The sequence below is a fragment of the Hafnia sp. genome (assembly GCF_036648275.1).
GTDB classification, from domain to species: domain Bacteria; phylum Pseudomonadota; class Gammaproteobacteria; order Enterobacterales; family Enterobacteriaceae; genus Hafnia; species Hafnia alvei.
This window is the reverse complement of the sequence record NZ_JAVXIQ010000029.1, coordinates 15,386-29,471: the sequence shown is the minus strand read 5'-3', so window position 1 is coordinate 29,471 and position 14,086 is coordinate 15,386. Positions and strand designations below refer to the sequence as shown.

Sequence of the window (14,086 nt, the reverse complement as noted above, 5' to 3'; positions counted from 1 at the left end):
TTAGCGGTCCACATCTGACATAACGAAATCAATACTGCCGAGGTATACGATCAGGTCGGATACCAGGCTGCCACGAATTACCGCTGGGATCTGTTGCAGGTGCGCATAGCTCGGAGTACGAATGCGCGTACGGTAGCTCATGGTGCTGCCGTCACTGGTCAGATAGTAGCTGTTGATCCCTTTAGTCGCTTCGACCATCTGGAACGATTCGTTTGCAGGCATAACCGGACCCCACGACACTTGCAGGAAGTGGGTGATCAGGGTTTCGATATGCTGCAACGTACGCTCTTTTGGCGGCGGCGTGGTCAGTGGATGGTCGGCTTTAAACGGACCTTCCGGCATGTTTTTGTAGCACTGCTCAAGAATGCGCAAACTCTGACGAAGCTCTTCCACCTTCAGCATCACACGGTCATAGCAGTCACCGTTGTGACCGACCGGCACTTCAAAATCAAAGTTTTCGTAGCCTGAATATGGACGCCATTTACGCACGTCAAACTCAATGCCCGTCGCACGTAAGCCTGCGCCCGTTACGCCCCAATCCAATGCTTCTTTGGAATTGTAAGCAGCCACGCCGACAGAACGCCCTTTCAGGATGGTGTTTTTCAACGCGGCTTTCACGTATGAATCCAGACGTTTTGGCATCCAGTCGAGGAAGTCACGCAGCAAGCGTTCCCATCCACGCGGCAGATCGTGTGCGACACCGCCGATACGGAACCACGCTGGGTGCATACGGAAACCGGTAATCGCTTCAACCACGTCATACACTTTCTGACGGTCGGTGAAGGCGAAGAATACCGGCGTCATTGCGCCAACGTCTTGAATAAAGGTCGAGATGTACAGCAGATGGCTGTTGATACGGAACAGTTCAGACAGCATAACGCGGATCACTTTCACGCGTTCTGGCACTTCGATACCCGCCAGTTTTTCAACCGCAAGCACGTAAGGCATTTCATTCACGCACCCGCCGAGGTATTCAATACGGTCGGTATACGGAATATAGCTGTGCCATGACTGACGCTCGCCCATCTTCTCTGCGCCGCGGTGGTGATAACCCACGTCTGGCACACAGTCGACAATCTCTTCACCGTCCAACTGCAACACGATACGGAACGCACCGTGAGAAGATGGGTGGTTAGGCCCCAAGTTCAGGAACATGAAGTCTTCGTTTTCGGTGCTGCGCTTCATTCCCCAATCTTCAGGTTTGAAGGTCAACGACTCCATTTCCAGATCTTGTTTCTGCTTGGTCAGTTCAAACGGATCAAATTCTGTCGCACGCGCTGGATAATCTTTACGCAGCGGATGACCTTCCCAAGATTGCGGCATCATAATGCGCGTCAAGTGAGGATGGCCATCAAAGGTCATACCGAACATTTCCCACGTTTCACGCTCATACCAGTTAGCGTTAGGGAAAATCTTAGTCACGGTCGGCAGGTGCATGTCTTTTTCAGACAATGCCACCTTGAGCATGATGTCACGATTTCGTTCAATAGAGATGATGTGGTAGAAGACCGAGAAATCTGCTTCTGGCAGGCCCTGACGATGAGTACGCAGGCGCTCGTCCATGCCGTGTAAGTCAAACAGCATGACATACGGCTTAGGCAGTTTCTTCAGGAAGGTCATAACTTCCAGTAATTGCTCACGCTTCACCCAAACAACAGGCATTCCGGTGCGGGTGGGCTGAACGGTAAAGGCATCGGGCCCAAAACGGTTGCGCAATTCACCGATCACCGGATCATCGAGATGATCGCGGGTTTGCCAGGCAGGCAAATTCAGATCTTGCGTCGTCGAATCTGTCATAATTTTTATCACCACGCTTTTACTTTACTTGCTGGGAAACCAGCAAACTAACGGGCTAAATCATTCGCTACTCAAAACTGCAATCCATCTTCTGACGCTCACATCTTCAGTAGACTGCACAAGGCGCAAATTAAATTTCGTCTGGTGAACGCAGATTGGTTACTGCAATGCGTTCAGCACGCTTACGTTCTTTTTCTGATGGCATGTTGGCGCGGTAAACACCTTGATCGCCAACAACCCACGACAATGGGCGGCGTTCTTTACCGATAGATTCCTGCAACAACATTAATGCCTGCATATAGGCTTCTGGACGCGGCGGACATCCCGGGATATACACATCAACCGGAATAAATTTGTCCACGCCCTGCACCACAGAATAGATGTCGTACATGCCGCCGGAGTTCGCACAGGAACCCATTGAGATCACCCATTTTGGCTCCAGCATTTGGTCATAAAGACGCTGGATGACCGGTGCCATTTTGGTGAAACAGGTTCCTGCAACCACCATAAAGTCGGCCTGACGCGGTGAAGCACGCAGTACTTCCGCACCAAAACGCGCAACGTCATGCACCGCAGTGAATGACGTCACCATCTCCACATAACAACAAGAAAGGCCGAAGTTATACGGCCAAAGAGAGTTTTTACGCCCCCAGTTCACCATGTCATGCAGGGCATTTTCGAGTTTGCCCATGTAAACACTGCGGTGAACATGTTGTTCCAGAGGATCGGATACGATCTCCTGTTTTTGCAGGGGGTAACGGTCGTTCTCACCGTCCGGATCGATGCGGGTGAGCGTATAATCCATCTTTATGCCTCAATTCTTTCTCTATAAATGGTGACTAATAGGCCAGGCTTACTGCGGGCGGCTATCGGTATTCGTAACGGTACTTTCGTGTTCTACACGGCGCTTGGAACGTGCCGGCGTCCAATCAAGCGCGCCAATACGCACCAAATAGAACAGGCCTGCTAACAGCACCAAAATGAAAATTGCCGCTTCGATAAAGCCAATCCATCCACTCTCCCGGATGGAGACAGACCATGCATATAGATACAAGGCTTCCACATCAAAGATGACGAAGAACATGGCGACCAGATAAAACTTAGCAGACAGACGCAAACGCGCCGAACCTACTGAGTCGATACCGGATTCATAAGGCGTATTTTTCGAGCGCGCACGTGCTCTCCCACCGAGTGCATATGCTCCAAGAAGCATAACCCCACATAGCCCGAGTGCGATGATGATAAATACGGCGAATGCCCAGTGATGAGCGATTACTTCAGTGGCTGTTGACATACTCTTATGCTTACTCATCAAACGTGGTGCGTCTCTCTGCATTGAAGAAATGCAGGTGCACCACAACGACTAAGGGAAGGAAAAGGACCACAAGAAAACACCTGTTTTTAGTGATTAAACAGAGTTTTACTGTGGGCTTTTTACTCCTTTCTATAACCTTTTGTCAACTTTGACAAAGGTAACAACACATTAATTTACAACACCACATTTTACTTAACATTTGATGCGTCTGCACGACGTATTAGCATCCTTCATAAGGTTTGCAAGTTGCATCAGTAACGTGTCGATTATGTAAACAAAAGTGAATGTTTGGTAGCCACTATACCATTTTCTTAGGTATTACCCGTTCATCATCGTGGGTATCTCGGGCATTTTTATGACGCGGATCACATTAACAATGGTAAGCAGACAAATGAATATTCATTCAGGAAGGCATGGCCGGAAGATTGCTTAACAAATATTGTGCGTATTTTGCACAGACTACATTTAGTGAGAATGATTTTCATTTAACTAATTGATGGCAAAGCGGAATCGGTTCAGTAATACGGAATAAGTTTTATCAGCAGAGAGATGTTAAATTTATTTTTCAAAAGGAGAATAGTCACACACCGGCATTTTTATGCACTTCTACCGGTGTGTGAAATTAAGCTCAGATGAGCGGAGAGATTTCAAATTCAAGCCACATCTTCTGGTCCACTTGAAAAAGATCCTTCCTGTACTGTTTGTACTGTTACGCCTGGTCCCCCCTCAATATAAGGATCGGAACCTGCTTTTAATGAACTAAACAATATCGTCGCTAATTCATTAGTACAGTTTGGTGCTAAGCAAAGCGCATATTCCGTTTCAGGTAGCTTAGGCAAACGCTCAGACAAACCAAGAACGCGTAGTTCTGGGCTCATCATCTCAATAGGACGTGCGGTGACGCCTAAGCCCGCTTTCACTGCGGCGCGTACCGCTGAAAGCGTGGAAGCCACATAGGCAATACGCCATGGGATTCCCGCCTCATTGAGATGCTTAATGGCAAGCGCACGGAAAGGACTTGGTTCATCCAGCACCACCAATGGTACGGGTTCGCTAGGCTGAAAGTCATAATCCGTTGCGCAGAACCATACGGTCGGAGAGCGTCTTAAAGTTTCATAAGAGAACTCATCAAACCCCATCGTAGTAACGGCAAGATCAATTTCTCTGTCTTTTAGTAATTGCCTCATGTCTGGGCTGCGCTTAACCCTAACGTCGATTTCCAGCTTGGGATACAGGCTGGTAAAGCGACTTAGGAGAAATGGCAGGATGCTATCGGCAGTATCATCAGTTGCGCCGATAATCAGTGAACCCTGTAGATGGTTGTAAATCAATGAACTACAGGCTTCATCGTTGAAGCGTAAAATCTTACGCGCATAACCTAATAGCTGTACTCCGTGTTCAGTCAGTTGTTTGTTACGCCCATGGCGAGCAAAAAGCTCTTTACCCACCAGTTGCTCCAAACGTTGCATTTGCTGACTCACCGCCGATTGTGTTCTTTGCACCACAATGGCAGCAGCAGCAAAAGTCTTCACATCGGCAACAGCTACAAAAGTTCGTAGCAAATCTAAATCTAAGTTAATCGTAGGACGATGTGTGTTTATCATATCTATTTCTCATTATTAGTCAGCGACTATAAACCCTGGTATTTAAAACGTATTACTACTCAGATAAACGTCATCCTCCCCTCATTACTGTTAGCTACAACTGAAAATACTTAATTCAGTTTTTCAACACGTTTAATTATGGCTTAAAAACAAATTTAAAGCATAAAATACGCAAAAAGATTTACATTGTTGAGTATATCTTATTGATTAGGTCAGATAGTCACCTTTCAATCAACTAAAAGATTGTTTTACAATGGCTTTATAATGACAGTAGTTTTATTTTTCTTAGGGTTATCTGTCTTAAGTAATAAATAAATTAATAAATCTAATGTAAGAGAAATAACAGAGACCGGTTTCATTAAGCTTAGCTGTTGTTTTCTTGAGAGAGCTTTTTCTTTTTTAATGCAAAAATCAGAATACTCAAAGAAAACATAATTAATAGCCCCGTGATAAACCACTGCAAGCCTCCCGTGAGCATTCCTCCAACATATGAGTAAACAAGCGTTGCAGGTAGCTGCCCTATTCCGGTGGCTATTAGGAATGTCCTTACTTTAATTGAGGTTAAACCTGCTGCATAGCTAATAATGTCAAATGAGATAAAAGGTAATAGCCGACATATCAAGATGGTGTGTTTGCCGTAGCGTTCAAAAAAACGATCGCTGCTGTCCAAAGCCTTTTCTGAGACGAATTTCTCGATAGTGTCTCGGCCTAGCCATCGCGCCAGCACAAAGCACAACCATGCCGCGACCATTGAACTGCACCATGACAACAAAGCGCCCTGCCACCAGCCGAACAATGCGGCATTGGCAAACGTTATCAAAAAAGCCGGTAACGGTGCGGCGATCGCCTGAAAAATCATTAACAAAAATGAGACAGCCATTGCCCATGGCCCGAAGCTGCGCAAATATTCCATCATCACATTCACGTCCAATGATGAAAAAAGTCCCCATAATGCTTTCAGCTGGTGGCGTACAGGCTCAAACCACATCATGGCGCCCCCTATCAGACACAATAAAATGACGATATTCCTCTGACGGCGCTTAAACATGACGACTTCATTTCCTCATTAGTTAAACTATTAATAGAACAGCGAATTTATATTATCACCTACGTAATAATGTAAAACATTGTGCGTTCGCACAAAGAACGCGACAAAATATTCCGCCAAAATAAGCCTCTCACCTTTTCTTCGCTAGGAAACTTAATGAAATTCTCTTCCCAGTTAGCCACTTCTGCGCTTTTGCTCGGCTGGCTACAGGTGGCCAACGCTGCTGCCATCCCCATGACCCAAACCACACTGGCCGATGTCCAATCTCAAAAAGGTGCGGTTATTGATACTCGCCCTAGCGCATTTTACAACGGTTGGCCACAGGGCGTTGACGGTGCCTCCGGCCATGAACCTCAGGCAGACAATCTCTCGGCTGGCTGGTTAAGCGAAATGAGCGATCAGCAGTTGCAGCAATGGGCAACTCAACACCAAATCACGCCTGACCGCAAAGTGGCCCTGTACGGGACTGCAGCACAAACGTCTGCGGTGCAAGAACGTTTAGTTAAACTTGGCTATGCCAATGTCACATTACTCAGCGATGCATTAGCGCAGCCTAAGCGCTTGCAGCGCATGCCGCACTTTGAACAATTAGTCTATCCACAGTGGATTTACGATCTCCAGCAGGGAAAAGCCGTTGCCGCCAAACCTGCTGGTGAATGGAAAGTGATTGAGGCTGCATGGGGTGCACCTAAAAAATACCTCATCAGTCATATCCCCAACGCGGGCTACATCGATACCAATGACGTCGAAAGTGAACCGCTATGGAATAAAGTTTCCGATGATAAACTGAAAGCCCTGATGGCTAAACAGGGTATCAAACACGATACCACCGTGATCCTATACGGCCGCGACGTTTACGCAGCTGCCCGTGTGGCGCAGATCCTGCTGTATGCAGGCGTCAAAGACGTTCGCTTACTGGACGGCGGTTGGCAGACTTGGTCAGCGGCGGGATTACCGGTCGAACGCGGCCTACCGAAAGAGGCAAAACCAGCGCCAGATTTCGGTGCAACTATTCCTGGACAGCCTCAAATCATGCTGAATGAAGAACAGGCGCGTGGATTATTAAATCGTAAAAATGCTTCTTTAGTCAGCATTCGTTCATGGCCTGAATTTACCGGTGAAACCAGCGGTTACAGCTACATCAAGCCAAAAGGCGAAATTGCTGGCGCGCGTTGGGGACATGCAGGCAGCGATTCCACACATATGGAAGATTTCCATAATCCAGATGGCACCATGCGCTCAGCAGATGATATTGCTGCGATGTGGAAAGAATGGCATATCACGCCGGATCAACACGTCTCTTTCTATTGCGGCACCGGTTGGAGAGCGTCAGAAACCTTCATGTATGCCCGTGCGATGGGCTGGCCTTCCGTTAGCGTTTACGATGGCGGTTGGTATGAATGGAGCGCAAATCCGAAGAACCCTGTGGTTACCGGAGAACGTGGGCCAGACAGTAGCTGGAAGTAACCCATAAAACGCTTCCCCATCCCTATGCAGGGATGGGGCTACCAGAATGAAGCCTAAATTTTCTCCACTTTCTTCAACGTCTTATATCCCCCCCAGACACGTGTAAGCGTCGTAAACCAGCACAGGCCACCAAATACCCACGCAATCAGCGGAAAATAAGCAGGGAACAGACAAAAAAGAATAAACACCAATATGGTTTCCGCACCCTCGGTGAGCCCACCAAGGTAATAAAATGACTTGTGCGGGTAATCCAGGTTTTCTAGCTGGTACTTATCTGCCACCGCCGCAAAAGCCAAAAAACTGCTGCCGGTGCCGATAAAGGCGAATAATAGCCAAGCACCCGCAACCGCATTCAACTCGGGAGAGGCCAGCACAAATCCAAACGGAACCAGTGCGTAGAACAAGAAATCCAGCGCAATATCTAAAAAGCCACCGGCATCTGACAGCCCTCTTCGACGCGCCAAAGCGCCATCTAGCCCATCACATAACCGGTTTATGACGATGACAATTAAAGCTGCGTAGTACCACTGCATAGCCAGAAAAGGCAGAGCAAAAACACCAACGACAAATCCGCCTAGGCTTATTCGATCCGGCGTGATCGCAGGACGATCAAGATGCGCAACCATCTGATTAAGCAGTGGCTTAACCCGAGGATGTAAATAACGGTCAAACACGTGGCGCTCCCTTACGTTTTACCGCAGTTTCAGGCACACAAAGCCCCTGTGAAGGAATGTCCAGCGCCGCATTAAAGCGCGCTGATAAATTCTGAAACGCAATCAGTGCCGTGAGTTCGGTGATCGCTTTTTCATTGAAATGAGATTTCAGCTGCGTCTTCAAGATATCGTCAATACACGGCGGCGTCGCCGTCATTCCATCGGCATACGCTAACGCAGCTCGTTCCTGCTCGTCGAAACAATCCGCGGCCTGCCAGTTCTGAACAGACATTACTTTATCTAGCGAACCGCTGCGCTCGGCTAATCTCAAACTATTTGCATCAATGCAGAAAGCGCAATCACACTGCTGGGATACACGCGTCATCACCAAAGCCCGTACCGTAGGCGTTATCCCCGAGCCTCTTCTTTCCAAAAAGCCAACGAAAAAAGCCACCAGCCAGAACAGAAAAGGAAATCGCCCCCACCAGCGTGTAGGGTTCAAAATTTGCCCATAATGTTTCTCTTGTGCTCGAACGATAGGCGTTAAGACCGTAGGGATTTTTTTCAGCGGTGAGATCCACGGCTGGTTATCGTTATTTTTCACCCAACATCTCCTGTTATGTGGCGTTATTTTTACAACCTCAATGAATTTTCATGGAGTTTTTAACTGCACTTTCATTATTGTTAAGTTTTAAACGCTAACAAACAAGCCATTATTACGCGTTATCGGTTATGGCTAACGGATAAGCTAACGTTTTACACCAAAAACGGCCTGTACCCTTCAAAACCCCTGCTACGGGGAGTACATTATTTTACATCGCAGTGTTCTACTCGTATGGACACGCATTTCCACGCGCAATGCCGAATTTTATTCTGGCTACGTATTATTAAGGCTGCTGTTTTATGTCCCCTATTGAAAAATCCCGCAAGCTGGATCACGTCTGCTATGACATTCGTGGGCCGGTTTTGAAAGAAGCAAAACGACTCGAAGAAGAAGGCAATAAAGTCCTGAAATTAAACATCGGCAACCCGGCACCGTTCGGTTTTGAAGCCCCCGATGAAATTCTGGTGGACGTCATTCGCAATCTGCCAACGGCTCAGGGCTACTGTGATTCCAAGGGGCTATATTCCGCGCGTAAAGCGATCATGCAGCACTATCAAGCGCGTGATATCCATGATGTTACCGTAGAAGATATCTATATTGGTAACGGCGTTTCTGAACTGATTGTGCAGTCGATGCAAGCACTGCTTAACAGCGATGACGAAATGCTGGTACCCGCGCCAGATTACCCACTATGGACCGCAGCCGTTTCGTTGTCAGGCGGCAATGCCGTGCACTACCGCTGTGATGAAGAAGCTGACTGGTTCCCCGATCTGGACGACATTCGCAGCAAAATTACACCGCGCACGCGTGGTATCGTTATTATCAACCCGAATAACCCAACCGGTGCGGTCTACAGCAAAGAGTTGCTGGAAGAGATCGTCACCATCGCGCGTGAGAACAACCTGATCATCTTCGCCGATGAGATTTACGACAAGATCTTATACGACGACGCAGAACATATTTCTATCGCCTCATTGGCACCTGACTTGCTGGTTGTCACCTTTAATGGTTTGTCCAAAACCTACCGCGTGGCGGGATTCCGTCAGGGTTGGATGGTTTTGAGTGGGCCGAAAAAGCACGCCAAAGGCTACATTGAAGGTTTGGAAATGCTGGCGTCGATGCGTTTGTGCGCTAACGTTCCGATGCAACATGCGATTCAAACCGCTATCGGCGGCTACCAGAGCATCAATGAGTTTATCCAGCCGGGCGGTCGTTTATATGAACAGCGTAACCGAGCTTGGGAACTGATCAACGAAATCCCAGGGGTATCCTGCGTGAAACCACGCGGCGCTCTGTATATGTTCCCAAAAATTGATGCTAAGCGCTTCAACGTTCACGACGATCAGAAGATGGTTCTCGACCTGTTGCTGCAAGAGAAAGTGTTATTAGTTCAGGGTACGGCATTTAACTGGCCTGAGCCGGATCACTTCCGAATCGTCACGCTACCACGCGTGGATGACTTAGATATGGCTATCCACAAACTGGGCCGTTTCTTCTCTGGCTACCATCAGAAATATTGATTTTTTCGCATCACCCAACGGCACCTTTTGGTGCCGTTTCTTATTTGCATCCTCCCCCATCACCGCCCACAATAGACTTCGTCTTTCCACTACCTGTTTTATTGAGAGAGCGTTATGAGCCAGAATCAAAGCCACTTTTTTGCCCACCTATCCCGTTTGAAACTGATTAGCCGCTGGCCGCTGATGCGTAACGTTCGCACCGAGAACGTCTCTGAACATAGTTTGCAGGTCGCATTTGTCGCTCACGCCCTCGCCATCATTAAAAACCGCAAGTTCAATGGCAATGTGAACCCTGAACGCGTGGCGCTGCTGGCGATGTACCACGATGCCAGCGAAGTACTAACGGGCGATATGCCTACGCCTATCAAATACTACAACCCGCAAATTGCGCACGAATACAAAAAAATTGAGAAAGTCGCGCAGCAAAAACTGATCGAAATGCTGCCACCAGAGTTACAAAACGATTTCCGCCCATTGCTAGATGAACATTACTACACCGAAGATGAGAAGTTAGTCGTCAAACAGGCTGATGCGCTGTGTGCCTATCTCAAATGTTTGGAAGAACTGTCAGCCGGTAATAATGAATTTAAGCTGGCCAAAGCACGCCTCGAGAAAACATTGGATATGCGCTCAAGCCCTGAGATGGAATACTTTATGGAAGTCTTTATTCCGAGTTTTAGCTTGTCGCTGGATGAGATTAGTCAGGATGAGGTGATGTAGGTTTCGGCATATTAACTTGGGTTATATAGCATTCGTGTAGGGTTTCGTTCACAAAGTGCCTATGCGGCCTTGGTGTAAATTTTCGTCCGCCTATCAATAACAGCTATCACATATAGCTAAATCGAAGGCGACCGATGAGGGGCGCCAGCGCGCGCCCCTTCAATCCTCGCGCTTTTATCCGAGACGCCATCTCCGCGCCGGGTCGGCATGCGCCATCCCTGGCGCCTCCTCCCCTCGTGAAAACATCCTGTTTTCACTGCTCTAAATGCCATGACTTAAACTAAAAAACAGATAGAGTTATTGTCTTTTGTCTTTTGTCTTTTGTCTTTTGTCTTTTGGGTTTTGGGTTTTGGGTTTTGGGTTTTGGGTTTTGGGTTTTGGGTTTTGGGTTTGACCTTATCTGGCACATTGTTCTTCAGCCGAATAGAGGAATGCAGGCTAGGATTTGCCGACCGGACGTCGGCAAAAGAGCGACGGAGGCATGGATGCCGATTGTCGCTCGTTCCGTTAAAGCCGGAATGACGAGATGAGGGAACCTGCGAAGCTGGCTGAAGAACGGTGCCAAGCCGGGTTGTTAGGGGGCGGCGATTGGCCCCCTAACACGGACGCCTGCACGATGTATATGCAAGACTCGGTATTTTGGGCGGACGTAATATGCACTGTATCTAAATAATCGCTTGATCCACCTTATTCAACCAAACGAAATCATCCCCATCAAAACGGAAATAACCACGGCACCACAATCACGCTGGCAATCATCACCAAGATCGTGAACGGCACACCGATCTTAACGAAATCACCAAAACTGTAATTCCCCGGCCCCATCACCAACGTATTCACCGGTGAGGATACCGGCGTCATAAACGCGGCCGACGCGGATATAGCCACGATCATAGCAAACGGATATGGCGAAAGGTGCATAGCATGAGCCGTTGCAATGGCTATTGGTGCCATAAGCACCGCAGTTGCCGTGTTGGAAATAAACAGCCCCGTCACCGCACAGAACACAAACAGGCTCAACAGCACAATCCTTGGCCCCATACCGCCGACTAAATCCATCAGCACATCAACCGCCAGCGTGATACCGCCTGTTTTTTGTAAAGCCAAAGCAAACGGCAGCATTCCCACAATCAATATCAGGCTTGGCCAGTGGATAGATTTATAGGCGCTTTCCATATCAATGCAGCGGAATTTGCCCATTAACATACAGGCAATCAGCGCAGCAATGGCGTTCGGTACTTCATCCGTCAGCATCATGGCAATCATCAGCGCCAAACAAAATAGCGCATGCGGTGCCTGACTTATCGCCGGAGCAACATCATCCACCTCTGCCGGAAGATGCAACACAATGAAATCACGGGGTTGAAGTTGGAGCTGACGTATCTGCTTCCAATTGCCGATAACCAGCAGAATATCACCGAGCTGGAGCGGTTCATTCACCAGCTTACCTTCCATCGGCACGCCGTCGCGGCGAATACCGACCACATTTAACCCATAACGGGTACGGAAGGTCATTTCACGCAGCGTTTTTCCAATCAGATCGGAGTCCGGCACAATCGTGACTTCAGCCATGCCAACGTCACGCGCCTGCTCAGAAAAATACTCGCCGCGCAGCACCATGGGTTCAAGCATCTGTTCGGCGCAAAACTCACGTAAATCCACTTCTGAATCTGACATGTCAATCAGCAATACGTCGCGGTCTTTCAGTTCGGTGTTACCGATGGCGCTCACCATCACGCGACGGAATTTACGCCAGCGCTCAATGCCAACCACGTTGGCACCATAGCGGCTACGTAAGTGCAGCTCATCCAGCGTGTGGCCAATGAGCGGTGAGCCACTGCGCAGCGCCAAACGGCGGGCTCGCCCTGTAAGTTTATAGTCACGGATAAGATCGCGGAAGGTACGGCGTTTCCAGCTGTCTTTATCGTTATCGTCCTTGCCACTTGCCAGCCAATTTCTCGCCACCAGCATGTAACCCACGCCCATCAGCAAAACGATAATCCCTACCGGAGTGACGCTAAAGAAGCTTAAGCCATGAAATCCTTCACGAACTAATTCACTGCTGACGATCATGTTTGGCGGCGTCGCCACCAGCGTCATCATGCCGCTAATCAGTCCAGCAAAACTCAGTGGCATCAGTAAACGTGCCGGTGATATTTTCATCCTCGCGGCCACGCTGAGCACCACAGGAATGAATATCGCTACCACGCCGGTAGAACTCATTACCGCCCCCAATGCGGCGACGGTGATCATCAGCAAAACCAGCATTTTAGCTTCGCTATCGCCCGCGACCTTCACCAGCCAATCGCCAACCTGATAGGCGACACCAGTGCGAACAAGCCCATCACCGATAACGAACAATGCAGCAATTAAAATAACGTTGGGATCGCTAAATCCGGCAGTTGCCTCGCTAAGGGAAAGCGTTCCGCTCAGCACAAAGGCAATAATGATCAGCAATGCTACGACATCCATGCGTAACTTGTTGGTAGCAAAAAGAACAATGGCAATCAGCAATAACGTCAAAACCCACAATAATTCGCCGTTCACGACATCTCCCTTTGTGAATTTACTCCGGTAAACTTTGTACGCCAGAGGCCGCATCGATGGAAAGCAATGCCGATGGCATGGGATAGAAACAGCTTAAGAATGCCATAAAAAAAGCCCCGCAATCACGGGGCTTAATCATATTTCGATCGATTACTATTTATAACGCATGGATTACCGCGTAATCCTCTTCCTTCTCAATACGGATTTGCGTAAGCGAAGTGAGGTTGAGATCGACTAAATCTAACTTAGGTGCATCCTGAGGGGCATTAACCGCAATCACCTGACAACCAGCCGATAACCCAGAAAGTATCCCTGCCGCGGCATCTTCAACGACCACGCAGTCACTCACCGCCAGACCCAGTTTTTGAGCCCCCAGCAGATAAGCATCAGGTTCAGGTTTACCGCGAGCAACCTGCTCCGCCGTGATAAACACGTCCGGCTTTGGCAGTTGGCCTGCAGCGCGGCGCGCATAGGCCACAGGAATCGACCCCGACGTCACAATAGCCCATGGAATGTTGAGCTCATCTAAGCGATCCAGCAATGCCTTCGCCCCCGGCAACGCCGTGACACCATCCGTATCGCGTGATTCAATTTCTTCCAACCAATCATATTCTTGTTGAATACGATCTTCGCTCTCACCAGACATAAAATGCCGCAGCGAGGTGATGGCCTGTTTGCCATGGATAAAATCCAGAACCTCTTGTGGGTCCACGCCCTGACGTTTCGCCCAGTTTATCCACGAGCGTTCAACGACCGGCAGCGAATCTACCAGTGTTCCATCCAAATCAAACAAAAAACCTTTGCACTTCAC

12 protein-coding genes are annotated in these 14,086 nt (G+C 48.5%); 3 read left to right on the top strand and 9 right to left on the bottom strand.

Annotated elements, in window-relative coordinates:
* The 5 genes from nuoC to RSC70_RS18220 all read right to left on the bottom strand — a co-directional run bounded on the left by nuoC (window position 1) and on the right by RSC70_RS18220 (window position 5,764).
* A complete protein-coding gene (gene nuoC / locus RSC70_RS18240) occupies window positions 1-1,809 on the bottom strand; it encodes an NADH-quinone oxidoreductase subunit C/D (RefSeq protein ID WP_372338166.1) in 1,809 nt (602 codons plus the stop codon).
* Window positions 1,810-1,927: 118 nt separating this feature from the next.
* Complete coding sequence (locus RSC70_RS18235; protein ID WP_025797891.1) at window positions 1,928-2,602, bottom strand: NuoB/complex I 20 kDa subunit family protein; 675 nt, start codon at window positions 2,600-2,602, stop codon at window positions 1,928-1,930.
* 48 nt (window positions 2,603-2,650) lie between these two features.
* Window positions 2,651-3,091 (bottom strand): NADH-quinone oxidoreductase subunit A, encoded by a 441-nt coding sequence (locus RSC70_RS18230; RefSeq protein WP_025797890.1) that lies wholly within the window; start codon window positions 3,089-3,091, stop codon window positions 2,651-2,653.
* 674 nt (window positions 3,092-3,765) lie between these two features.
* Window positions 3,766-4,716 (bottom strand): LysR family transcriptional regulator, encoded by a 951-nt coding sequence (locus tag RSC70_RS18225; protein ID WP_038502366.1) that lies wholly within the window; start codon window positions 4,714-4,716, stop codon window positions 3,766-3,768.
* Window positions 4,717-5,080: 364 nt separating this feature from the next.
* Complete coding sequence (locus tag RSC70_RS18220; RefSeq protein ID WP_040046430.1) at window positions 5,081-5,764, bottom strand: TVP38/TMEM64 family protein; 684 nt, start codon at window positions 5,762-5,764, stop codon at window positions 5,081-5,083.
* 156 nt (window positions 5,765-5,920) lie between these two features.
* On the opposite strand from RSC70_RS18220, the gene RSC70_RS18215 reads away from it, so the two are divergent.
* The gene (locus RSC70_RS18215; protein WP_332543129.1) at window positions 5,921-7,231 is read left to right on the top strand and encodes a rhodanese-like domain-containing protein; all 1,311 of its coding nucleotides are present in this window, start codon (window positions 5,921-5,923) and stop codon (window positions 7,229-7,231) included.
* Between the two features lie 53 nt (window positions 7,232-7,284).
* Here the strand turns inward: RSC70_RS18215 and RSC70_RS18210 are convergent, their stop codons facing one another.
* Entirely contained in the window at window positions 7,285-7,905 is a 621-nt protein-coding gene (locus RSC70_RS18210) for a CDP-alcohol phosphatidyltransferase family protein (RefSeq protein WP_332543128.1), read from the bottom strand.
* On the bottom strand, window positions 7,898-8,488 hold the full coding sequence (locus RSC70_RS18205) for a carboxymuconolactone decarboxylase family protein (protein WP_332543127.1): 591 nt from the start codon (window positions 8,486-8,488) through the stop codon (window positions 7,898-7,900). The genes RSC70_RS18210 and RSC70_RS18205 overlap by 8 nt, the downstream gene beginning before the upstream one ends.
* Window positions 8,489-8,787: 299 nt before the next feature.
* Here RSC70_RS18205 and RSC70_RS18200 point away from each other — a divergent pair, with 299 nt between their 5' ends.
* Together RSC70_RS18200 and yfbR are read left to right on the top strand one after the other, a co-directional pair.
* Window positions 8,788-10,008, top strand: coding sequence for a pyridoxal phosphate-dependent aminotransferase (locus RSC70_RS18200; protein WP_025797882.1), 1,221 nt, complete (start codon window positions 8,788-8,790; stop codon window positions 10,006-10,008).
* A 114-nt stretch (window positions 10,009-10,122) separates the two neighbouring features.
* Window positions 10,123-10,728, top strand: a complete 606-nt coding sequence (yfbR, locus tag RSC70_RS18195) for a 5'-deoxynucleotidase (protein WP_040046426.1) — start codon at window positions 10,123-10,125, stop codon at window positions 10,726-10,728.
* 714 nt (window positions 10,729-11,442) lie between these two features.
* On the opposite strand, the gene RSC70_RS18190 is transcribed toward yfbR, so the two are convergent.
* Together RSC70_RS18190 and RSC70_RS18185 are read right to left on the bottom strand one after the other, a co-directional pair.
* Window positions 11,443-13,275 (bottom strand): SLC13 family permease, encoded by a 1,833-nt coding sequence (locus tag RSC70_RS18190; RefSeq protein WP_025797878.1) that lies wholly within the window; start codon window positions 13,273-13,275, stop codon window positions 11,443-11,445.
* A 157-nt stretch (window positions 13,276-13,432) separates the two neighbouring features.
* Window positions 13,433-14,086 carry a sugar phosphatase gene (locus RSC70_RS18185; protein WP_063586776.1) on the bottom strand — a complete coding sequence of 218 codons (654 nt, stop codon included), beginning with the start codon at window positions 14,084-14,086 and terminating at the stop codon, window positions 13,433-13,435.